The sequence below is a fragment of the Paenibacillus sp. FSL R5-0744 genome, from assembly GCF_037972555.1.
GTDB lineage: Bacteria > Bacillota > Bacilli > Paenibacillales > Paenibacillaceae > Paenibacillus_AQ.
The window spans coordinates 4,027,257-4,049,047 of the sequence record NZ_CP150228.1; the positions used below are offsets into that span (position 1 = coordinate 4,027,257).

Consider the following 21,791-nt stretch of genomic DNA (forward strand, 5'->3'; position numbering starts at 1 on the left):
AATCGGTTTATTACCATTTTATCGCCTTTGGGTTAGACTGGCCCGAAAAAACTCAACATAACTCTTATTAAACTATCCTATCCGTTAGCGTAATAACTGCTCGAAATCAATAACCAAAGGGTACATACTCTCCATTGAAATGATAACGGTAGCCGTTATCTATTCGGACATATCCGAGTATACAATGATCTCTACCCCTGAATGAGACACTAGAGTAGTTTTTATTGTCTTTATTACCTTCAGCAATCAAAATTTCATTGTCTTCACAAGCTAAAACAATTCCGATATGATCGTGAGAATTATCGGAGAGAAGCTTATCGAAAATAACAATATCACCACGTGCCGGAATAAATTCTTCTTGTTTAGCGTCATAGAAAAATCTAGTTTCGTGCAGCTGAGCCCAATCCAACCACGCACCAACCCCAGCTAGACGATACATTCGGTTAGGATATCGAATTGGAAGAAGTATTCCAACCTGCATACAGCAGTAATATACAAATGCAGCACACCAGTTACCTTCTAGTAATTTATAGATATCAGAGTCCGGCCAATACTTGCAAATTTCCCGATAACGTTCATCTTCCGGTACCCCGATTATGTTTTGCTCTGCGAGCTTTTCCGCAAAATCAGCCAGCATAAGTCGTCTGTCTTTAGTTTCTCTATTTAATGCTTCCACATCTACGTTTAATTCTGTATCTACATTTCCCTCCTGAATCCCTAATTCAATAAATACATTTTGTAGTCTATGTATATCCGTCTTAAGTAAATGATTTCCTGTATTTTGAAAGTACCTCTGCAATAAAATAGCGTCTTTAATAACTTCCTCATCTGGTCCATGAACTCGATTTCTATCTTCTTGATAAAAGATTGATCTAAGAATTACTGAGATCTCTTCGTCGGTAAAGATTTGAGTGCTACGTATTATAGGTCTTACCGCGTCTGCGCTATTGTGACCAGGAAAGGTATTTATTCCAGTTTTATAGAAATAAAAATCGTGTAGCACCCCCGCGATCGCAGCTATTTCCGAATCTTGTCCTCTTCTCATAGCGAGCATCGAAGCGAAGGTAGACACTCCTGAAAGATGAGCCCAAGCTTTCTGATTCTTGAAGCTGCTCTGCATTTCATAAACAAGGGATCGAACAATTCCAAGACGCTTAGATTTCTTCTCACATATCATAATTAATTCCCCAATCCCCGAACTAACGCAGGCTTATGTCCGTAGCCTCTCTGTATTCATAAAACTAACGTTTCCCATTAGTTCAAGTAAGTTTTTTAAAATGTTTGTATAGATCCATGTGAGTCTTGCTGTACTAGTTAATCCGTATTCGTGCAATCCAGTACAGACTTGTGACATCTATGACTCCGTTACCAACTCCTTTACTTTAGATGCAAAGGTCTCCCAGCTTGTATCATATCCTACATTAAACGTCCACCCGTTAGATCGAAGCTTCTCACCTAAATAGATGTAATCGGCGCGTTGCTTATCATTTAGGTTTACATCTAAAATCTCGTCACCAAACTTGAATTCGTTCATGTAATCGTACATTTTCATAAGGATATCTTCCTTATCCTTATCTCTTTCCATTCCACTGTGTAAGATAATTGAATCGATTGCATCATCTAGTTTCTGTGTAACAAGAGTTTCATTATTCCAATTATGATCTTGTTGATACTGTATAGTTGCTTCAAGTTGAGCTAGATCTCGGTGGATATTAGCATTCAATAATTCATATTTCAATTCTTGATTTCTGCTATCCTTTTTCTGATTCATAAAAAAGACAACATTACCGAATAGCGATACTATTAGAATTACTTTAATCCAGTCTATCTTCTTCATACTTTCTCCAATCTCTCCTGAAATATCGAACACTTCTAATAATATTCTATGCTTATTCCACTAACATTACCTGTTAGCTCAACGAGTCATTTGAGGATATATATCGCTAGGTGGTCTGCTCAATCGAGTGTCCGGCTTATAATATTTTGTTACCCAATGGTTTAATGACTTTGCTTTGAAACCAAGACTCTTATACAATTTTATTGCAGGATTGCCTTTCACAACCCCGAGTGTCACGATTTACCCACCCCTTCGCACAATTTCATTTACAAGAAATGAAATAAAAGCTCTTCCGTATCCTCGTGATTGAAGATCTAGACGAACAGACACATGACTCAGTTCAACCCCGTCAATAATTCCGACTGCTGCTATTTCACCATCAATAAGCATCACGAATCTATTGCTTCTATCTTCGGCGAATCTCATCCGCTCCGTTTTGAGAAAGCATTTTATCCGTCTTTTCCATAAGTGTGGCACCGATACCCATTCTTCTGTATTCTTCGTTAACAAATATCGTCGCCAACGCTCTTCTCTTAAAACCATCAAAAGAGAGAAAACCTACCGTTAAGTCGTTGTAACGAACAACAAATATACCGTCTGAGAGCATTTTGTTACTCTGTTGAAACATATTAAATTGTTCATTTTCACACAACATGGCTATGATTGAAGCTTCGTCCCTTTCGGGTTTATAGGGTTCAATTTTCAGTTGTTCCATCTGCATTCACCTTTGATCATAAGTTTATTTTTGCTGCAGTTTTCATAAATCCTCCTTAATCCTTAGGACTGGAGCTAATACGTACTCTATAATAATTAGACCATAATTTACAAAAATAGGTTTCTCTATACTACCCGATTAGTTGAACAAATAAAACGGCTGCCGAAGCAACCGCTATTCCACTATCGTTCTCTGTTAGCTTAGTTTCTAAAATACAAATTCTGTCTCGTTGTTTTCCTTATCAAGATATATAACCCTACAGGAATCTTTCCAACTATCCCAATTTAATACGCTATCAACATCCACACGGAATAATTCATTATATGGTACATTCATAGGATTAGAAAAATCATAAAAAACAAGTTCATAGGGGCATGCCCAATAGCATCCATCAATCACTATTAGTTTTTTTTGTTGAAAATATATTATTTCCCCCCAGCAAAATCCATGCCCTTTATAAGCCTCTTCGGGAACATAATGATTGGTTTCTGTATTTGATAAATTAACAATTGAATACCCCTGATAATCTAACCCACACAACAGATATTCTGTGCCATTTACCTCCAACCAACTGAATAAGAATGGGTCATAATTTCTATATATTATGTCGATGATTTTATGCTCACTATCCGTAACAATCCCTTTTGTGTAATTATGTCTGATAAAACCTTCAACATGGTTATAGTGATGGATTTCAAGTTTGAACTTTCCTGAAGTTGAATAAATAATTTCAGTTTTCTCAGAGATGTAAAATTCATCTTGAAAATAGTACATCATCTCAGCTCTTTCACTGAGAAACTGTGAGTCCTCAACAATATTTCTCAAATTCTCTCACCTCGCTTTAGTGTTACAAATTGTACCATATTTTCAGACAGGCTATTACGCTATCTTGCCGTCTTGTTGATTAAAGCCGGACTTTAAATGGGAATCTGCTTAGGATCACCAAAACTCCCCTCGACCTGAGGGGAGTTTTCCTATTGAAATGAATTACGTCTCTCCTAACATTTTCTACAGACGCTAATAATAGATGAAGATGACGGCGAGAACGGCGTTTTATCCCAGTCAGCATATTGATGTTCGACGCGAAATCCGTGACGGATTAATAAAGATTGCAGCGTAGCCTGATCTGTGAATCGACAAGCAATTCGGGAAGTCGTTCGTTTATCTCCCCAATCACGCATCGTGACCCAATGCATGATATGCTGGCTAATATCGTAATATTGTGTGCCTGATACCTTTACGTTTTGCCCATCCTTATCAATAAATGATCCCCATTCTGTCTCCTCTTGATCGGATAAATCAGTTCCCTCCGGATTACGGGTCTCGAATGCAAAGATTCCATGGGGTTGTAAATGTTTGTGAACGGTAGTAAGCAAATCGATTTGATCTTGATCACTTAAGAATGCCTGAAATGCATTGCCAGTCAAATAAATCATCGAAAATCGCTTGTCCGATTCGAAGGTACGGGCATCGCCTTCCATAAAAGTAACAGTCAACCCTTCCGCCTTCAGCCGCGCATACGCGAGCATCACAGAAGAGATATCTACGCCGGTCATCGTTATACCGGCTTTTGACAGGGGTATCGTTGTTAAGCCTGTACCACAAGCAAGTTCTAACACTTCGCCAGGACTCGATCTTGCAAGCTCAAGATAGAACTGATATTTGTCCATTTCACCGTCAAATTCAAGATCATAATTTACCGGATCCAGATATTCTTCAAGATTGCTATGTTCAATCAACGCCATCCCCCTCTTTCATTTCAATGTTACATTAGAGAAAAAATAATTTTCATTAGGAAAGTACTTATATTGACCAAAAAAGGATAATCAAAATAAAAGTCCTCTTGATAACCCTCGTACTTAACAGTAATATTTTACTATTTATTCGATAAACCATTTGGTAATTCATAGTTATAATCAATTTTTATCGAACCTTACATAACTACTTTTTAAGTCGATAATCACTACTTTATCCTGACCGCAATAGAATAATTAGTGGCCGACCAACAAAATGGTCGTCTTTTTTTCGTATTCGGCATAGCATCTTTCTTTATTCGTTACAGGTGACCGTGTAAACGAAATCTCGTTCCCATCTTCAAGCCGAAACTGGTTCGCAGACACCGTGTCGGAACAATAACCGGGCCAAATGACGCAAAATTTTTTCGACTGCGGTCCCATTCCGTTAACCTGCTGTTAGCTTAAATGATAAAGAAGAGCTACCATATAGGAAGCTCCTCCACTAACGTTCTCTTTAAGCTCAATGACTTATCTTAAATCGGAATAAAATACTGCTAACAACAGAAATATCAGAATAGGTGGCCTCCGCCTCTACCGGAAATTTTCTGCACACTCATGTAGAAAGGCGTCTAGTGTGCGTGGCTCTCTGCCGAGCAAGCGCTTCACAGTGTCATTTGGACTTTCTGGCACCATCCTAGACATGGTTTGAATTTCCACAACATGGTTCGCGAGCCAAGGAGGCATATTCCCGTGATCGATAAGATTGCGGAGTAGTACTTGGGGTTCCATGTTGTTGTAACTTATCGGCCGATTAAGCAGAGCAGATAGTCGACTCGCGATCTGGGGATAACTGAAAATCTCCGAACCAGTAAGCGTATATATATGGCCTGATACCTCGTGGTTGGTCAGAACTTCTGCGGCAACGTCTGCAATATCGCGACAGTCAATGAAGTTACACGGTGAATCACCCATAGAGCCGAAGAAAACATTTTGGGTTGTGATCGTTGGTGCAAAGTTCATTAAGTTTTGCATGAACGCATAAGGGCGCAACACGGTGTGAGTGAGACCCGACTCCCTGAGCGTTTTCTCAATTTCTTGATGCCAGCCCGCCACTGCTACTGGAGAGCTCTGCTCAAAGGCTGGACTGGATATTTTTACGATGTGTTTGATTCCAGATTCGGCGGCAATCTGAATGATTGAGGTTTCTAATTCGATTTGTCTTGGACTGTTGGACATGGCAAGGAAGAGCTGGCTAGCACCTGTAAACACGCGGCGCAGTGATTCGGGATCGGAAGCATCCACCCTTGCGACCTCGGTAGTCGATCGGCCTTTTTCTCCGATCTGATCACGTAACTTCTCTGGCTCTCTGCTTAGCGCCCTGACAGGTACGCCAAGATCAACCAAACGTTCCAAAAGCGCACTACCTATCGTACCTGTTGCTCCCATAATAACTATCATTTTTTATCTTCTCCTTTTAGATGAAAAATTAGTTGTGACGGCAAGTCGCCACCGCCATGTCACTATCGTGCTTGCTATGAATCCAGACAACGGGAAATCGATCCATACACGATTTACCCAGGCCAAGTGATTACTCGGAATCATAATTTCTACTACAACAGATGTCACCCATGCAGCGTATAGTCCAAATGAGGACCCGGCCATTGCGAATACCCCTACCACAACCAAGTGAGGTGCACCGACGACCCATCGCAAATGGCCCACTCGGCTGTGCAACAATAGCCCAATCATCAAGGCCATCAAGGCCGATGCACCGCCAATTGTGGTCAATGCCGCTATTTGAAGCCCCCTATCTGCAGTAACCAATCCCCCGATACCTGCCATAATGGCAGGAGCAGCATAGGCCATTACAACTTCACGCCATAGTACAAAAGTCTTTTTCTTGGAACCAGCAGCCTTGATGCCGTAAACATCATCTGTCTGATTAGAGTATTTCATCTGGTTCATTTACTTGCTCCTTTCTTCTTTGAAGTAGTTCAATGATTGCGTTCAGCTAGATATAATTAGGTGCCTAACTATATAAGAGTAAAAATAGGCTAGCTTCACTAGCCCATTCTACTCATTACTGATGTTTCCCTTTGGTTTCGAGCCTAATTCGCCCGTAAGTGCTGAGATGCCTTGTGTAACTCGACCTAGCAAGTCGAGAAATACGCAGCGTTCTTCGATGTTGAGCAAGCCCACCATTGCTTCCAACCGAGCAAAATGCTCAGGAGCCATTTCACGGAGCTTCTTCGCTCCTTCTTCCGTTAAAACGACTGATTTCTGACGGCCATCGTCTGAGCTTGATCGCCGAGATACTAGCCCATCTCGTTCAAGAATGTCGATAAGACCAGTCACTGTAGCACGTGTAACGCCTAGATGCTCCGCTAATTGCGAAGGCAACTCTTCTCCTTCGTTATCTTCAAGATCTGCCAATAAACGATAACGCCCTGTTGATAAACCGAATCTAGAGAAATGAATCTCTGAGGCGTGTCCAAGCATGGCTCCCGCTGCCATTAGCCTAGACGCGACGAGTATAGCCTGTGCGTCTATGTCTAGGTTATAGCGATCAATCTGACGCTTGGATTGTACAAGCGAGGGAATAGCCTCAATGTCATTTATTTTTTTATTATTGTTGTTCATATATGTAGTATGGTCCCTAACTACTTTTGTGTCAACTCATTTTTATTGCACAGCTCTTTATTTCTCCCAAAGCTCGATCAGTCGACCTTCAGGATCTTCAATCCAAACAAACTTTCCAAATTCACTAATTTCTTCTTTCTTTGCAAGTGGTATACCAATATGCTCAAGATGCTTAATAGTCTCGTCTAGATTATGTACTTGGAAATTTAACATCACTTGTTGTTCTGTTGGAAAATAACTGTCATCCTCGGTAAAGAAAGAAAAGATAGTCTCATTTCCTGATTGGGGCTTTATCACAGTCCCATTCCAATGATCTATTTCAATCTTCAAGACCTCACTGTACCATTTTTTTATAACTTCAAGATTCTTAGTTCTCCAAAAGATTCCTCCGAAACCTTTTATCATCGTATTTATCTCCTGTCAGTCATCAATTTTTTAGCTATCCGTTCTCAATAAATATTCGAGATTTAAATTTAAGTTCCTTTTTTAACTATCTTGCCCATGAATTGAACAATTAAAAACCTACTGCCATAGCAACCGCTATTCCACTATCGTGTCCCGTTAGCGCAATGAGTCTACTAGATCCAATGGATGCAGTATGGAAGATTTTAGGTAGATGTATTCATAGAAAAATGGTACATTATTTTGGAATCAATAGCGCGCAAGTCAGGATATACATTTAGACTAATATTTTTATATTGGGGGATGGTACTGGCATGGACAAGAATTCTGTTTATAGAACAAATATTATAGGCGCTGGCGAGGTTGGTAGCGCTATCTCGGTCGATATGGACAAGAATGTTATTCATGAAACTAACAGCTTATTTTGGGATACAAAAGGAAATGATATTTTAGGAGCAACCGCACTTCCTTTATATGGAGCATTTGTCTCAGAAGAAAAATGCCAGCTTTTTGGCGATATTTCAGGAAAAAAGATGTTGGAGATAGGCTGTGGAAGCGGTCAATCATTGCAATATCTCGGGGAACGTAAAGCATCTGAACTATGGGGTATGGATATATCAGAAAACCAAATCGAAAAAACAAGAGAATATTTGTCAGATCACGGACTTTCAGCAAAATTAATCTGTTCTCCCATGGAAGAAAAATGTGGACTACCTGAGGATTATTTTGACTTTGTTTATTCGATTTATGCTATAGGCTGGACAACCGATCTTGAGGGTACTTTTAGCAGGATTGCTTCTTACCTAAAAAAAGACGGCGTATTTATTTTCAGTTGGTCTCACCCTATACACAAATGTGTTGTTGCAGAAAATGATATGCTTGTTTTTAAAAAATGTTACTTCGATGAATCTTGGTATTCGGTAACTCTTGACGAAAGTACGCTAACATTAGCTGACCGTAAACTATCAACCTATGTGAATGCGCTCTCAAAAGCGGGTTTTGTTATTGATGAAATGATTGAGCAATCTGATGATGAAATTATTCAATTGCGGGACGATAACGACGATTTTGCAAAAAAAGCAAAGATGCTTCCTGTAACTTTCGTAATCAAAGCAAGAAAACTGTAATTAGTAGTTGAAGATAAATGCCCGTTAATTGAATAAAGGCAGCCGATCATGTTGACTGATTGACTGCCTTATCGTGTTTTTATTGAACTATCGTCTCCTGTTAGCTTAATTATGATTCCCGAAAGTCCATACATTCATCAAGTACGTCTCGATTCCTTCATTCCTCTAATATTTGTACATTTTTAGCTGTCCTACGCTGAGAATCAACTATATTCGGAAACTCGAATAGGTCGAATTCAACTTTTTGACCCTCTTTAAGGAACCGAAAGCCGTTCGGTAATCTAATAGGGTCTGGTAGTATTTCGCTGAAGTGTACAAAAACATGGTTACCTTCCTGCCCGTCTAGCATTATCCGTCCGTAACCTTTATCTTCTTTGTACCATTGGACAATACCCCATCTTCTTTCCGCCACCTATTCACCTCCTCTGTAACTTTATTACAACTCATTATGTGCTCACATCGCGTTGAATGAGTTATCTCATTTGATTTTTTTTGGAAACCCATTTACAAAAAGTATCATACCGAGAAACGCAAGGATTGGCACAAAGATATTATCGAAGAAGCTTGTAATATGAGTTTCAGGTAGGGCATTGAACATATTTGCTTCGTACAACGCTGCAATTTCATGGCTGCGAGCTATCAAAGAGCCTACTCGTTCGATTGCATAGATTACTCCAGCGGAAATTAGAAAGGATGCACCTAGTTTTCTGTAAAAGTCGTTGCCCATGAAATATTTGTCTCCTCCTCTATTATTTATTGAGTACTTCTTCCATCATCCCACTTTACCACATTGTTCCAATTTTTTTGAGTATCAGAATATCATTACATAACCTAATGCTAATAATGTGACGCTATAGCGCCACAAATTGTAAGTATTCTGCCGGCTAATTGAACAATAAAAAACGGCTGCCGAAGCAGCCGCTATTCTACTGTCGTTCTTCGTGAGCTTAATGATTTACTTTGCTTCGGACGAATCCTATTGCTCTTTATTGAGAACTTCATGGATTATATTTGTTATGTCGTTAATTTTGCGGGAACAATATTTTAAAATAGGGTTAGCCCAATATTCGGGTCCAGTTTCATCATCACCAATTTTCACTAAATGCAATGTATACACACCCTCTGAACGCATAGCTGGATAGCATCCTAAATCCAAAATCAAACCTGTCTTTTCATTTCTTAAATAGAATATATCCTCATGTAGCTCCCATACATAAGGAAATGAGTCGTCATGAAAGTCATCGGGATTAATTTCATAAAAATGATTCCATAAGACAGTCCAATCTGACGGAATATTTAATGGCACCAATTGTAGACTCATGTTAATAACACATCCCTTAACAATCTTCATATTCAAATCTCCGTGATTGTCCAAGTTATCCTGCCCGTTACTTCAATGAAAAAAGCAGGCTACCGTAGCGCCTGCTCATTAATGTGTATCATTCAACTAAAGTTCTCCGTTAGTTCAATAGTCTTATGTTTTAATTAGAGTCGCTGCTTATAGTTGTAAGGCTTGCCGAACACCTAATGCAGTGACGTCCCGACGGGCTTAGGGGGCTGGATGTGGTCACTCGCTTCTGAGAGTGACCCGGAGCGTCAATATGGTGTTAGCCGAAGGAAGTTCTGGAAGCAGCCATTGCATTTAAGGCGTTCTCAAAATAGCTATATACTTCATCTGCAATTCCCAGAAACTCTTCAACAAGTACATTACTATCCAAGTAACAAGCATACAGATAATCAACTAAAGCGGGGTCAATCTCACAATAGTTTAATATGGCATTCTTCATCTTAATAATGTCATCTTGCCATACACCTGTATCTTCTAAAACCAAAGAGTATAATGCACGAATTAATCTCTTAGAGTAACCTTTAATATATCTAGTTTTCATTGTGTTATCATTAGCATTAGAAAGTAAACTATGTATATGATCTACTTCCTCCTTGGTCTCTGTATTTAAGTCTAAAATGAACTCTGGAGAAATAATTATCGGTGGTACTTTTTCACCAACGTCATGACCATATATGCAAACACAAATTATCTTTACCCAAAAACCCCACTCATTTGGTTTACTTAATACATCGTCAATCGAGCAAATTATCGTATCAATCTTAGTTACTACTGGATATTCTTCCAAAAGCCTGTCTTTAATATTTGACAATCTTTCGTAATCAATATCTTTGGGATTTACACATACAATAGTAAAGTCTGCATCTGACTTAAAAGGTTTAGCAGTTCCTTTTGGAATCGAGCCACACATATAAATGCTATGAATCTTACCTTTAAATTCGGTAAGTATATTTTCTATATACTTATCAACAAAATCCTTATATTCACTTTGTATTACAATTCTATTTATAACTTTTTCTAATATCATATAGACTCCTCCTAAACTAAGAACTTCTTTCGGCTAACGTCTTTTTTGCGAACTTCGTAAATTCGTCATGACTTAAGTTATTCGCGAAATCATTCAACTATCCTGCCCGTTAGCTCAACGGCATCCACGATTTGACGCCTACTTCAATAAAAAAGAGAACAGGGCAAGAAAGGCATCGACAAAAACCAAGCAGACACCTATTATTTTAACGTGGAACAGTGCAAGCGTTGTCCGTTTAAAGAGGGTTGTTATAAAGAAGGATCGAAGAGCAAACCTACTCTGTAACGATTAAATCTGAAGAACATTCGGAACAGATTGCGTTGCGTTCCAGGAAACAGAGTACTTTAAAGAAAAATCTAAGGAACGCTACAAAATTGAAGCGAAGAATAGCGAACTTAAACATGGGCACGGGTATGATGTAGCTACATCCTCGGGTCTGATTGGTATGGAATTACAAGGTGCGATGACGATATTCGCCGTGAACTTAAAGCGGATATTGAAGTTAACAGATTGAAAACATAGGGATAAATTGAATAAAATAGAGCTAAAAAAGAAGACATTCTTCCTAAAAATGGGGTTGAATGTCTTCTTTTTTGAAGTTTATACATACTCCTTAAGAAAAACGTAAGTTCTTCAGTGCCCTCTCCAATAGATTGAAGCTTTTTGCAATGGAGCCGAGCTTAACCAGTTGAGAACCCTGCAGATCCCTTCGGATCGTCAGTTGATTTCTATGGTCAGGGAGCTTGTGAAATTCGCCCCCGGCTCCAGGGTGATTATTCCCTCTTTAGCTTGAAGTTCACCTTCGAAGACGTCCATATCCGCTACTCCTTGCCAAGGCTCGATGCATATGAAGGGAGCGTTCAAAGGCTGCCAGATGCCGAGGTCGGGAAAACCCTTATAGCTGACAACTACGCTTTTGGAGGAGTGCTTGCTTCTAAGCGAAATCTGCCGAGAGCTCACATTTCGGAAAATCAATGCGCCTTCGGCGAACATTTCATGGGATAAAGGCAGGATGGTCTCTTGTTTCAGAACGGGCTCCGATTTGCCGCTGATCAGCAGGCCGTCCGAATTCAAGAACAACCTTTCAAGGTTTTCCGATTCAGCGAACTCCAGATAGTAATCGTTCAGGCTACCGTTGTCATCAAGCGGACAATTGAACGCCGGGTGGGTTCCGAGCTGGAAGAAGATATCCTGTTCATCGCTATTTTCCACCCGGTAACTAAGTTCCAGTGTGCTTGCATTCAGTTTATATGTAATATATAGGTTGAATTTAAAAGGATAACTGGCCAGGGTTTTCTCATCATAAGAGAGGCGGTAAACCGCGTGGGTATCGCTTTCTTGGACCAGCGTAAATTCGCTGCGTCTGGCGAATCCATGATTGCCGATCTTATAGGCTTTGCAGTCCACCTTAATCTCTCCATTCCGGGCCGCACCAATAATGGGAAACAGCAACGGAGAACGGCCTGTCCAATACGTGGCGTCACCGCTCCAGATGTATTCAGCTTCCGGATCCAGCTTTCTGAAGCTGATCAGTTCCGCCCCAAGGGTATTAATCTCAGCTTCCGCCGAGCTGCTGCGCAAAATTTTATTCATTGTTGTACTCCCTTTCATACTTATAGTCCAGATACACATATTATATCAAAGTTCTTGAGGGAGTTGAGAAAAAGACAGCCAATTCATCAGCTGCCGTTTCTTCGTGCTTATTGAGCTATCGTGTCCCGTTAGCGTAACGTCATTTCTCCATCTACAACGGATTTTCACAACTCCACTCGCATACCAGTCTTCCGAAATTATCCAGATACTTAGCCAGATATTTTTCAAGATTTTTGATTCCTATAATATTAATTTCATGAATCGATTCGACAAGTTCGTCGTCTGTAACATCCCATTCATTTTCTAGATACGTTGTGGGTACCTCATATTTCCTTAAGTAAAACCTAGCCGATTCAGGTTCTAACTTATTTAAGTATTTCTGTTCATTAATAACCTGTACTTTTACGAAAGCTCGATTCATTTCAGTGTTAGCTTCAAGTTCACAAGCAAGGCCAACCCCAGTCATTAAATTGTTAATTTGACGTGTATCGAAGACCTGCACCTTTCACTTCCTCCTTTTCCTAATTAACTCTTCAACGTGTGTCATGGGATATAATCCCAACTAATTTTAGATCATATTGGTAGTATTCTATCCGTTAACATAACAAGAAGCAGCTGGTCCTCAAGGCAGTCTACTTCTGCCTGTATTGAGCTATCGTTCTCAGTTAGATTAACTGCACCTACCGTAGCCGTCTCCATTCTTTAGGAACATTTAGCCATATGGCGGGTACAAAACATGGGCTAATCCGCTCATCTTCCTTAAACTGATTAGTGTAGACTAGAATAGATTCATTTATTGAGGTTATTTCAGTAGGTGATATATTGCCCTGTTCTAATTTTTCGTATATACCATCAGGTAAATCAGAACTTTCATAATCTACACCCATTTCACTAAACCAGCCCTCGAAATGAATGCTTTGGGGACCTCCCATTCCATGAGGACATCCATAAAGACTCCTATTCTCATCTGTACAATGGCACCACCATGTTACACCATTAATTGCTATCCCGACTTGTGTGAGTTCAAATACTAAATTTCGAATATATCTAGAGTCAGTTATTATGTCGATATAACCATGTCCGACAGATTGTGCTTTATTTCTTTCAAGTATATCTTCAACTTGTTTCTGTTTGCCTTCTTGATTTAACCTTAAAGACCCCAGATAATTCATGTTTAGCACTTCCTGACTTATAGATTTTTATTTGTATTTATTCGATTACTCATTCAACTATCCTGCCCGTTAGTTCAATGAAAAAAGCAGGATACCTTAGCTCCTGCTCTTCAATTTGTATTATTCAACTATCGTGTCCCGTTAGTTCAATAACAAAAAATAACCTCGAACTCTATTTTGAATTACAATTGAATGACACTGATCATATTTCCGTTATTATCAGTAAGATCAAAACGTTTAGGTTCACCGTTCCTTACCTCTGAAACGGCTACTCCATTTTTCTCGAGTCTAGCCCTCACTTCTTCTACATCCTTCACAACAAAATTGAATGGAGTGTATTTATTAATTGGGGGATTTGTCGTTTATGACGCGGAGGGAATGGTTGTGAACTTTTCAAAGGCAACGAGCAATCATTCAGTAGTACTGCCTAAAGGTGGGATGATCGTTTTTGGTGGTGCTAAGGGGGATGTATTAAAAATTAATTTGCAGAATAAATAAACTTGTAGCACATAAAGCTTATTCCATATTAGCGATGAGGCCTCTCACAACGTTTTGAAGAGGGGTAAGAATCTTATCGCGTTTACACTGGTATAGACACAGTGTGGTTGCAAAATCAGAACAGCCCGGTCACCAAATGATCGGGCTGTTTTGATATAGATAAATGTGTTTTCCTGTTCTTGAGATACGATGGTCTCCAGCACCTTTGCCCTTGTCACCAACTTGTTCAAGTCTAACTTCCTGTATTAAGGCGTATTACCTCCTGTAACATATTCATTTTGGATGCCGATATTACCGATCAGTACCGTGCCCTTTTTCGTTTTATCAAATACAAAACCGATTTTGCTCAATTGCTCAGGTTGGAAATTCGGGTTGGCCCTTTTTAAATCGGCAAGGTGGAACGCAAAGTTTTGGAACACCGGCTCCTTCGTCGGTTGCAAAGTCGTGAAAGGCCATTTTATGATGTTGCCTTCGAACATCGGTAGTAAATAAGCTTCGCTGCTAAGAGGGAGGGTCGCCACGTTGCCTTCTTTGTCCTCCACATTAATGGTCAAATCTACGAGGACATCCTTGTCACGATTTGCTTTCTCGTCATTCCAGTCAGCCATCGAAAAAACGATGGAGCTCGTTTCTCGTATATCGAGACTGTCATTTGGCAAAACAACCGTGTAAGAGGGAACGCCAGGTGTCGCAGTACTGTCCCACCCCAGACGCACTGCACTGTACAAGTCGGGGGCAAATTTCATCTCCACTTTTTCCTCTTTCCACTGCTTCAGATGCTCCCCGTTCAGCCTTCCTCCAGCCAATGTCGACGTACTCAGATCGATGTCTTCGTCAAAGCTACTAATGAGCTTTGTATTCGAGTCCATATAGTTGCTGATATACATGGTGTCCGGCAGCCACTCTCGGGCATAACCAATATCCTGGAACATGGACCGATATTCTCCTTTCCCTTTCAATGTCGTATCTAGGAAGGACGATATGAGCACCTTAGCTGCTTGTAGCTGCTCCTCCTGCGGTATCAGTTGAGCGGTGTTGAACAGTTTATTGCCAAGCCCTACATTGTCGTTTCTTCCCCAGACGGTGTTGAATTGGCCGTGATTCGCACCATAAATGTATACCGATGCTTTAAAATAATCACTACCGTTTGAAAAGCCGATCCGACTGTATTGGCTCGCGCCGGAATATGTGCTGACGTCCATGTCGTGTGCGCCTTGCAAAGTCAAATAGTTCAAATCCTTTAACGGAGTCAGGTGTCCCGCAGGCTTGTATTGCCCGTCAGTACCCGCAATCGAAATGATGGAACGGATACCAAAGTTGTAGTCGAATTTGATGTTGCCGTTTTCCGGGGAGGCCGGCAGTTTGTTATATGCCGCTGCGACCGTTACCGCCTCACCGCCGCGAGAGTGGCCGATCAGAGCGATCTGGCTCATGTCCGCTTTACCGAAAAACGGATTATCCTTCGTCTTATTCCACTCGTTCCACACTTTCACATGCTCCAACATCAACCATCCCCGGGCTGGGTTTTCTTTCTCCAACAGGTTGAGTGTAAACAAATCATCGTAAAGGGATGTATTGAGAAAATTTTCGTCTATGGATACAAAAATATACCCGCGACTCGCCAACAGCTTACCCAAATATTCATATCCCGGGTCCGAATAATCGGTTGAGTTGGCGTTGCCATGAACGGTGACGATTAACGGAAACGGTCCTTCGCCATCAGGATACCAGACCAATCCATTCAGCGGCATTTGATCCGGTCCGAAACCAAACGTATTTGTACGATTAGATGACCACTTTTCCACAAAAGCCGATCCGTTCACCTGTTTTGTCACGAGCGACCCATTCTGGTTAAATTCCTTCCGATAACTGTTTGCGCTACCGTAAGTTAACGTTTTGACCTTATACGGTCCTTGTTCAGCTGGATTCGCCGCCGCCGTTGGGTAGCGGTCCGCAGTTTTCATCGCTGTTAAGCGGTACGGCTTCGCCAAATCCGCATTGCCGTTGTTCAGCAGCCAATACCCGCCAATGCCAATGGATCCTAGCGTAACTGCCGCCAAAACCCCAGCAGTTACTTTCGAAATAAGCTTTGCCTCTCGGTATCTACCGGTTATCAATCGGGATAAGAGGGCTCCTAGTATAGAAAATACGACAATTATCAACAATGGGACGATAAACATCAACTGTATCGGCCCGATGAAGCTAATGAACAGCAAAAAAAACGAAGCGAGAGCAATCCAAACATAACGCGAAGGCATTCGCTTGGCAACATGAAGCACTCCTGCAATTGCGCCGGTTACGAGCACAATCACAAGCAAGATCACTAACGTTCCGATCAGATATTCGCCCAAACTGCGCGTTCCCAAAACGAAATATCCTTGGATGAAATACAAGCATAATGCGATGATGAGCAATACGATGGAGGCCCCTTTCCATCTTGGGGCAAGTGGACTAATTTTTTTCCATTTGTTCATTAACCGTGGGGTTCGCCCCGTCGGCTTCAATTCTATTCTTGACATGTAACGACCTCTTTCCCATAGAGCTTGTTCAAAATGTACCGCATAAGGTATAGAAAAATAAGCTAGTTTCAAGATGCAACCGTTCATGATGGACCATTCATATATTCGAGGTAGATACTAGAAACCCTCTTCTTTTACATAGTTTTACAATTTCAAACAGATCCATGTTTAAGCTGAATTAAGATTGTTCTTATTACAAGTAGGGTTGCGTGGTAACATTAGGAAATAATATATTGGGAGGAAGAGCAATGATAAAACCCAAAAGACTTAAGTCTGGTTCGAAAATAGCGATAATTTCACTTTCTAATGGTCTACCTTATCTGTTCCCAGATATCTACGAGCTTGGTATAAAAAATCTTTAAGACAACTTGGGATTAGAAGCTATTGAGATGCCAACCGCAAGAATGTCTCCAGATGATTTATACAAAAATCCACAAATTCGTGCAGATGATATAAATAAATGTTTCGAGTATGAGAGTATAGATGACATCATCACTTCAATTGGTGGGTATGAATCGGTTAGAATACTACCGTTTTTGGATACAAAGACAATCCAAAAAAAAACCGAATTTATCATGGGTTTTTCAGACGCGACTACTTTTATAACTTACTTAAACCAATGGGTATGGTAACTTTTTACGGACCTTCTGTTATGGCAGGTTTAGCCCAAATAAAAAGCCTTCCAACCGAATATACTGAACATTTAGAAGCGATTTTATTTCAAGGTCGTTTCCCTTATACATATTCTCCATTTGAGAAATGGACCAATGGATATAAAGATTGGAGCAAATTAGATACGCTAGGTGAGTGTCAACAGTTTTATAATAATGAGACTGGATGGACGTTTTTACCACCGAGCTAGGATATTTGTGGGGTGGATGTATCGAAGTATTAGAATTTATGAAATCAACTATCTATTGGGCTTTACACTGCCCGTTAGCTCAACGAGGCTGCCGTTTCTTACCGGCAGCCTCGTTCTGGTGATTGTTCAACTATAGTTCCCCGTTAGTTCAATCCTTTGTACGCTATTCCGTCAATCATCATAAGACAATCTGAATCAATGAACTCTGTTGTGGATGTCATTCTTGCAGGGAATTTGTCCTTCTCAAAATACCCGCAAAAAACTTGTTCCATTTCGGGTAAGTCCTTAATATTTTTGAGGTAAACATTAACTTTCACAACGTTTTCAAGTGGTACATCGAGTTGATTGAGTGTGTCTTTTAAGTGTGAAAAAGTATTGTGAATCTGCTCGGTAAAGGTTACTCCAAAACCTCTATGTAATCCTAGAAATACATAATCTCCAGCCTCAACAGCAGACGAATAGCTAAACGGCGTTGAAATTCGATTTATCATTTCCATGAGCCCCCTATGTAATAAGTTCACTCTTTCACAATAGAACAATTGTTCCTATTTGTAAATATTTTCTTTTAATAGAACTCCATGCTTTCCTGCCCTTTAGCTTAATAAAAACAAGGAACACTGTCGAGGCAAACTGTTCCTTGTTTCGTTCAACTATAGTTCCCCCGTTAGTTCAATCGTTGGATATGCCAAGGTTCTGTCCCCCATACGGATTTTTTGGCAACATACATTACCTTTTCATCCTTATAAATAAAAATATTTTCTGGAAAATCCTTATATAAATCAAACAGGTGCACAGGTAAAATAGCAGCATCAAATGCCCAAAGTCCCTCTTTATTGCCTGACACTATTGCCTCCCAAGGAACTCCATCCATAACTTCATTTGTGAAAAATACTCCAGTTTGTTTAAACTCCTCAGAGAACTTTGTCATAATCCTCCAAATCAAGGATTGATGCTGGCTTCGTAATAGTCCTGTTCTCCAATCGAGTTCTATCTCTTCCGTCCAAAGCAAGATACTAATTTCCAGATATGATTCTTTTAATTCCTCAATAACTTCAGGTGTTAAACCTACTACAAATGGCCGTAAATGGAGTTGGAACCCGTTATTGTCATACAATTGAGGCGCAGCGCCGCCACCAACGTACATGAAACCATTTTCCGAGACTTTCCATTCCAGCTCATCGTTGAAGTATTTAGAATCAAGTTCTAGCGAGTTTATTACTTCTGAAAAGAGCCTGATAACATCCTGGAAATTGAGATGATCACACTTTATATAAGTTTGGATTTGAGAATATTCGGGCATGAGAACACACCTTTTGGGCTCAATTTTTAATCCTATTATACTCTATTTCGTTTGGCTTGCCTTCGCGCTAATCTGCCCGTTAGTTGAACAAATAAAAAACGACTGCCGAAGCAACCGCTATTCCACTATAGTGTCTCGTAAGTTTAATTCCTACCTATTGTCGCCTTCTCCATTTAAAAAAAGATGAACCCACGTTTCAATATCATTGGCCAGAGCATATTCATTAGCATCGCTTAATGTAAAAGCATTCATCTGTCTTCCCCCCACCTTCAGTTCAAACTTCTATTGTGCTAATGATTATGCAATAGAATCCTAATAAATGGAAGTTTGGTTTGAATTTAAACCGTTCTTTACTGCTCAATATTCATGCGGAGGCATCAGTCTACCACCACGCAATCCTGCCCGTTAGCGTAATGATGATCTGTCATCTATGGTACGGTTCTACTTAATGGCGCGGCGAATTAATTTCATAAAGCACCCTCAATGCTTATAATATTCTAGCACGTAATCTTGCTTATGCAGAGTGTTAATGCCCACGGATGTCAAGATCACTTAATGGATAGTTACTACTGCCCCAAGTATAAACAATATAATAGTCAATTAGTTTTTCATCTGCTTTCAATGCTTTGAATTTCAAGTTACCATTAAGAAAATCAATGTTATTACTCACTTGTTTTTCAACGATGTAACTCCACTCATTCTCGCGATACTTTGAATAAAAATGATTTAATTCTTCTAAAGTTAGTTCCGATTTGATTAAAATAGCGCCAAAAAATTGCATTCCATTTCCATTCCCAATTAATTTTCCAGCTGATGATAAATCATCTATCAATTCAATTTTGTCTGGCAAAGATACTTTTACTAGATCTTTTTTTATGGAATATGCAATATAATTGTTAATAAATGGAGTGGATACGACTAGTAAAACAAGAGCAACTACTGCAATTATTAAAATGATTATGAATGTTTTCTTCAAGTTAACACCTCTCTCAAAAAATATAAATATCCTACCGAACCACACAGGTTCAATACACTTAGAAACCCCTTTTTATTACGCTATGACAGTATAGACGTTAGATATTTTTTAAATTTCAATTTAATGGTATATAATCCAATATCAACATTTCTGTTACTCAGCTAACCTGCCCGTTAGTTGAACAAATTAAAAACGGCTGCCGAAGCAACCGCGATTCCACTAACGTGTCCCGCTAGGTTAAATCAAGACCCTTTAAAAGCCAATAAATCTTTTGTGTTAATATGTTTAATATCAGAAATTTGCCCACTTGTAAGCATTTCATAAAGACCGTCAGGAACAAGTTTATACTGAAGGTTTTCTTCAAAATCATCTAAGTTCTTCCAAACAGCTATAAACTTTTTGTCCCCCTCATTCCCTTCAAATTCATTCTTGTTATAGTTATCCATTCGACTAAAGCTCGCTTCATAAATAAAATCATATTCATGTCCAATTTCTCCATACCAAGGGAAGATGTGCTCGATAATCCCTATCAATTTTGGTTCAATAATATCAATATTAATTTCCTCTTTTACTTCTCGTATTACAGCTGATTTGCTATCTTCCCCATACTCAATCGTGCCACCAACTGGGCGAAATGTAATGATACCATCTTCTTCCGGGAATTGTTCAAGTAATATTGATTCTCTTCTTTTAATAATGCAAAGTGAACAAGCTCTATATCGCAAATTTTTCACTCCTCATAGTATTTTATTTTTCAAATATATTCCATATAAGCATTGCGTTATCCTGCCCGTTAGTTGAGAAACAGCAGCCAATTAACTTGGCTGCCGTTTATTCACGTTTATGCTCTATTAAGTTATAAAATTCAAAATATCATCGGGTTCAACCAGTGAAATATTGTTTTCCATATTATATCGGGCACGCTTTAAGAACTCCCTAGACCAACCATCGAGTGCTTCAATATTCCCGTTTCGATAGAGAGCTGAATAAAGGATTGCTCGTCTCAAATTTATAAATAGTGGTAAGTCTCTTAACAATCTTATATCAATCGTATTTTCCTTTTCGTAACCTTCCAAGAACGAAGTTAGATACCTTTTCACAAAAGTTGGAACATCTTCATCAGGACTAGGCACTGCAATACCATAGAATAAATTAACAGAAATATCTTGCGTGAACCATCCGTATTGACATTCATCAAAGTCAAATACAGTGATGCCTCCATTTGGTTGAACTGTATAGTTACCAAAACAAAAATCACCATGAATAAGTCCAAAATTTTCACTATCACGAGATAATTTATGGATACTCTGCATCAAGGATTCAAAATGAGTGATTACAAGGCTCTGGGAAGAAGGAATATATGTTATGAATTCTTGAAGATAACTATTTTCATGCCAGTCGTATCGTGTTATCTCGGCTGTACTAGGAACATATTTTTTAGCTAGTGCGTGCATTCTCCCTGCAATTTCTCCCAATTTATTAAACTCTTCATTTTGAGATATTTCATCACTCCATGAGGCACCAAGCCCTTTTTGGAATGCTACAACAAAAAAACCATCCATCTTTTCAATTAGCTCGCCGTTACTTGATTTCACTGGAGTGGATACTGGAACACCGTTTTTCGCAAGATATTGTATCCATTCTAATTCACCATGTATAAGCTCCAGCGTCCTGTGAGATTCATGTATTATCCGAATGATGAGATTACGTGCTTTGTTTTTACTACCATAGGTAAAGTTTTGATTCTTCCCCAATAAAATTAACTCTTCAGGTATGAACCCATACCTTTTTGCTGCTTCAACTACAATCTTATCCGTAAAAAAGGCTTCAATTGTTGGATTCATATTTCACCTCATTATTTTTAATTCAAAGTGTTATCTCCATTCTAGTTCATTCTCTATTAGCACTTCTTTCCTCGAAGATTTTTCACGATAGTATTTTCCATTTTTCTACCTATTTCCATATATGCATAAAAAGAAGATAGACATTAGGTTTTATTTGTAAATAACTGCCACGTAACCTGCCGATTAGTTCAATGA

27 protein-coding genes and 1 pseudogene are annotated in these 21,791 nt (G+C 39.5%); 4 read left to right on the forward strand and 24 right to left on the reverse strand.

Annotation, left to right across the window (positions count from 1 at the left end; all coding sequences use genetic code 11):
• Window positions 1–106: 106 nt before the first annotated feature.
• The 10 genes from MKY19_RS17690 to MKY19_RS17735 all read right to left on the reverse strand — a co-directional run bounded on the left by MKY19_RS17690 (window position 107) and on the right by MKY19_RS17735 (window position 7,333).
• Window positions 107–1,045 (reverse strand): CHAP domain-containing protein, encoded by a 939-nt coding sequence (locus MKY19_RS17690; protein WP_339265372.1) that lies wholly within the window; start codon window positions 1,043–1,045, stop codon window positions 107–109.
• A gap of 309 nt (window positions 1,046–1,354) precedes the next feature.
• Window positions 1,355–1,837 (reverse strand): hypothetical protein, encoded by a 483-nt coding sequence (locus tag MKY19_RS17695; RefSeq protein ID WP_339796493.1) that lies wholly within the window; start codon window positions 1,835–1,837, stop codon window positions 1,355–1,357.
• A 240-nt stretch (window positions 1,838–2,077) separates the two neighbouring features.
• Window positions 2,078–2,230, reverse strand: coding sequence for a hypothetical protein (locus MKY19_RS17700; protein ID WP_339796495.1), 153 nt, complete (start codon window positions 2,228–2,230; stop codon window positions 2,078–2,080).
• Window positions 2,231–2,243: 13 nt separating this feature from the next.
• Entirely contained in the window at window positions 2,244–2,552 is a 309-nt protein-coding gene (locus MKY19_RS17705; RefSeq protein WP_339796498.1) for a GNAT family N-acetyltransferase, read from the reverse strand.
• Between the two features lie 207 nt (window positions 2,553–2,759).
• On the reverse strand, window positions 2,760–3,377 hold the full coding sequence (locus MKY19_RS17710; RefSeq protein ID WP_339265378.1) for a hypothetical protein: 618 nt from the start codon (window positions 3,375–3,377) through the stop codon (window positions 2,760–2,762).
• Window positions 3,378–3,550: 173 nt separating this feature from the next.
• Window positions 3,551–4,297: a class I SAM-dependent methyltransferase gene (locus MKY19_RS17715; protein ID WP_339265380.1), complete on the reverse strand. Its 747-nt coding sequence runs from the start codon at window positions 4,295–4,297 to the stop codon at window positions 3,551–3,553.
• Between the two features lie 582 nt (window positions 4,298–4,879).
• Window positions 4,880–5,746 (reverse strand): SDR family oxidoreductase, encoded by an 867-nt coding sequence (locus MKY19_RS17720; protein WP_339265381.1) that lies wholly within the window; start codon window positions 5,744–5,746, stop codon window positions 4,880–4,882.
• A gap of 3 nt (window positions 5,747–5,749) precedes the next feature.
• Window positions 5,750–6,253 carry a hypothetical protein gene (locus MKY19_RS17725; RefSeq protein WP_339265383.1) on the reverse strand — a complete coding sequence of 168 codons (504 nt, stop codon included), beginning with the start codon at window positions 6,251–6,253 and terminating at the stop codon, window positions 5,750–5,752.
• Between the two features lie 108 nt (window positions 6,254–6,361).
• The gene (locus MKY19_RS17730; protein ID WP_339796502.1) at window positions 6,362–6,928 is read right to left on the reverse strand and encodes a MarR family transcriptional regulator; all 567 of its coding nucleotides are present in this window, start codon (window positions 6,926–6,928) and stop codon (window positions 6,362–6,364) included.
• Between the two features lie 57 nt (window positions 6,929–6,985).
• Window positions 6,986–7,333 (reverse strand): glyoxalase, encoded by a 348-nt coding sequence (locus tag MKY19_RS17735; RefSeq protein ID WP_339287005.1) that lies wholly within the window; start codon window positions 7,331–7,333, stop codon window positions 6,986–6,988.
• 311 nt (window positions 7,334–7,644) lie between these two features.
• On the opposite strand from MKY19_RS17735, the gene MKY19_RS17740 reads away from it, so the two are divergent.
• The gene (locus MKY19_RS17740; RefSeq protein WP_339796506.1) at window positions 7,645–8,457 is read left to right on the forward strand and encodes a class I SAM-dependent methyltransferase; all 813 of its coding nucleotides are present in this window, start codon (window positions 7,645–7,647) and stop codon (window positions 8,455–8,457) included.
• A 157-nt stretch (window positions 8,458–8,614) separates the two neighbouring features.
• Here the strand turns inward: MKY19_RS17740 and MKY19_RS17745 are convergent, their stop codons facing one another.
• From MKY19_RS17745 to MKY19_RS17760, 4 genes are all read right to left on the reverse strand, one after another.
• Window positions 8,615–8,869, reverse strand: coding sequence for a cold shock domain-containing protein (locus tag MKY19_RS17745; protein WP_339265389.1), 255 nt, complete (start codon window positions 8,867–8,869; stop codon window positions 8,615–8,617).
• 66 nt (window positions 8,870–8,935) lie between these two features.
• Complete coding sequence (locus MKY19_RS17750) at window positions 8,936–9,184, reverse strand: hypothetical protein (protein WP_339265391.1); 249 nt, start codon at window positions 9,182–9,184, stop codon at window positions 8,936–8,938.
• Window positions 9,185–9,433: 249 nt separating this feature from the next.
• Window positions 9,434–9,808: a hypothetical protein gene (locus MKY19_RS17755; RefSeq protein WP_339796509.1), complete on the reverse strand. Its 375-nt coding sequence runs from the start codon at window positions 9,806–9,808 to the stop codon at window positions 9,434–9,436.
• Between the two features lie 256 nt (window positions 9,809–10,064).
• The gene (locus tag MKY19_RS17760) at window positions 10,065–10,832 is read right to left on the reverse strand and encodes a nucleotidyltransferase domain-containing protein (RefSeq protein WP_339796512.1); all 768 of its coding nucleotides are present in this window, start codon (window positions 10,830–10,832) and stop codon (window positions 10,065–10,067) included.
• A gap of 159 nt (window positions 10,833–10,991) precedes the next feature.
• Between MKY19_RS17760 and MKY19_RS17765 the strand changes: the two are divergent.
• Window positions 10,992–11,346, forward strand: a pseudogene (locus MKY19_RS17765) (transposase); the annotation flags it as partial.
• A gap of 203 nt (window positions 11,347–11,549) precedes the next feature.
• Here MKY19_RS17765 and MKY19_RS17770 read toward each other — a convergent pair.
• The 5 genes from MKY19_RS17770 to MKY19_RS17790 form a co-directional block, all read right to left on the reverse strand.
• Window positions 11,550–12,425, reverse strand: coding sequence for an aldose 1-epimerase family protein (locus MKY19_RS17770; protein ID WP_339796516.1), 876 nt, complete (start codon window positions 12,423–12,425; stop codon window positions 11,550–11,552).
• A 151-nt stretch (window positions 12,426–12,576) separates the two neighbouring features.
• Complete coding sequence (locus MKY19_RS17775) at window positions 12,577–12,927, reverse strand: hypothetical protein (RefSeq protein WP_339241935.1); 351 nt, start codon at window positions 12,925–12,927, stop codon at window positions 12,577–12,579.
• Between the two features lie 178 nt (window positions 12,928–13,105).
• Window positions 13,106–13,597, reverse strand: a complete 492-nt coding sequence (locus tag MKY19_RS17780; protein ID WP_339796518.1) for a hypothetical protein — start codon at window positions 13,595–13,597, stop codon at window positions 13,106–13,108.
• Between the two features lie 542 nt (window positions 13,598–14,139).
• A complete protein-coding gene (locus MKY19_RS17785) occupies window positions 14,140–14,325 on the reverse strand; it encodes a hypothetical protein (RefSeq protein WP_143759563.1) in 186 nt (61 codons plus the stop codon).
• A 15-nt stretch (window positions 14,326–14,340) separates the two neighbouring features.
• Window positions 14,341–16,614 (reverse strand): MFS transporter, encoded by a 2,274-nt coding sequence (locus MKY19_RS17790; protein WP_339796523.1) that lies wholly within the window; start codon window positions 16,612–16,614, stop codon window positions 14,341–14,343.
• Between the two features lie 368 nt (window positions 16,615–16,982).
• Between MKY19_RS17790 and MKY19_RS17795 the strand changes: the two genes are divergently transcribed.
• Together MKY19_RS17795 and MKY19_RS17800 are read left to right on the forward strand one after the other, a co-directional pair.
• Complete coding sequence (locus MKY19_RS17795) at window positions 16,983–17,246, forward strand: LD-carboxypeptidase (RefSeq protein WP_339796526.1); 264 nt, start codon at window positions 16,983–16,985, stop codon at window positions 17,244–17,246.
• Window positions 17,247–17,266: 20 nt separating this feature from the next.
• Entirely contained in the window at window positions 17,267–17,476 is a 210-nt protein-coding gene (locus tag MKY19_RS17800) for a hypothetical protein (protein ID WP_256716391.1), read from the forward strand.
• A 143-nt stretch (window positions 17,477–17,619) separates the two neighbouring features.
• Here MKY19_RS17800 and MKY19_RS17805 read toward each other — a convergent pair whose 3' ends face one another.
• The 5 genes from MKY19_RS17805 to MKY19_RS17825 form a co-directional block, all read right to left on the reverse strand.
• A complete protein-coding gene (locus MKY19_RS17805) occupies window positions 17,620–17,967 on the reverse strand; it encodes a RidA family protein (RefSeq protein WP_076300634.1) in 348 nt (115 codons plus the stop codon).
• A gap of 173 nt (window positions 17,968–18,140) precedes the next feature.
• Complete coding sequence (locus MKY19_RS17810; protein ID WP_339796531.1) at window positions 18,141–18,776, reverse strand: hypothetical protein; 636 nt, start codon at window positions 18,774–18,776, stop codon at window positions 18,141–18,143.
• Between the two features lie 526 nt (window positions 18,777–19,302).
• Window positions 19,303–19,752: a hypothetical protein gene (locus tag MKY19_RS17815; protein WP_339796534.1), complete on the reverse strand. Its 450-nt coding sequence runs from the start codon at window positions 19,750–19,752 to the stop codon at window positions 19,303–19,305.
• Window positions 19,753–19,994: 242 nt separating this feature from the next.
• Window positions 19,995–20,477 (reverse strand): NUDIX domain-containing protein, encoded by a 483-nt coding sequence (locus MKY19_RS17820; RefSeq protein WP_339796537.1) that lies wholly within the window; start codon window positions 20,475–20,477, stop codon window positions 19,995–19,997.
• Window positions 20,478–20,603: 126 nt separating this feature from the next.
• On the reverse strand, window positions 20,604–21,596 hold the full coding sequence (locus MKY19_RS17825; RefSeq protein WP_339796540.1) for a phosphotransferase: 993 nt from the start codon (window positions 21,594–21,596) through the stop codon (window positions 20,604–20,606).
• Between the last annotated feature and the right edge of the window lie 195 nt (window positions 21,597–21,791).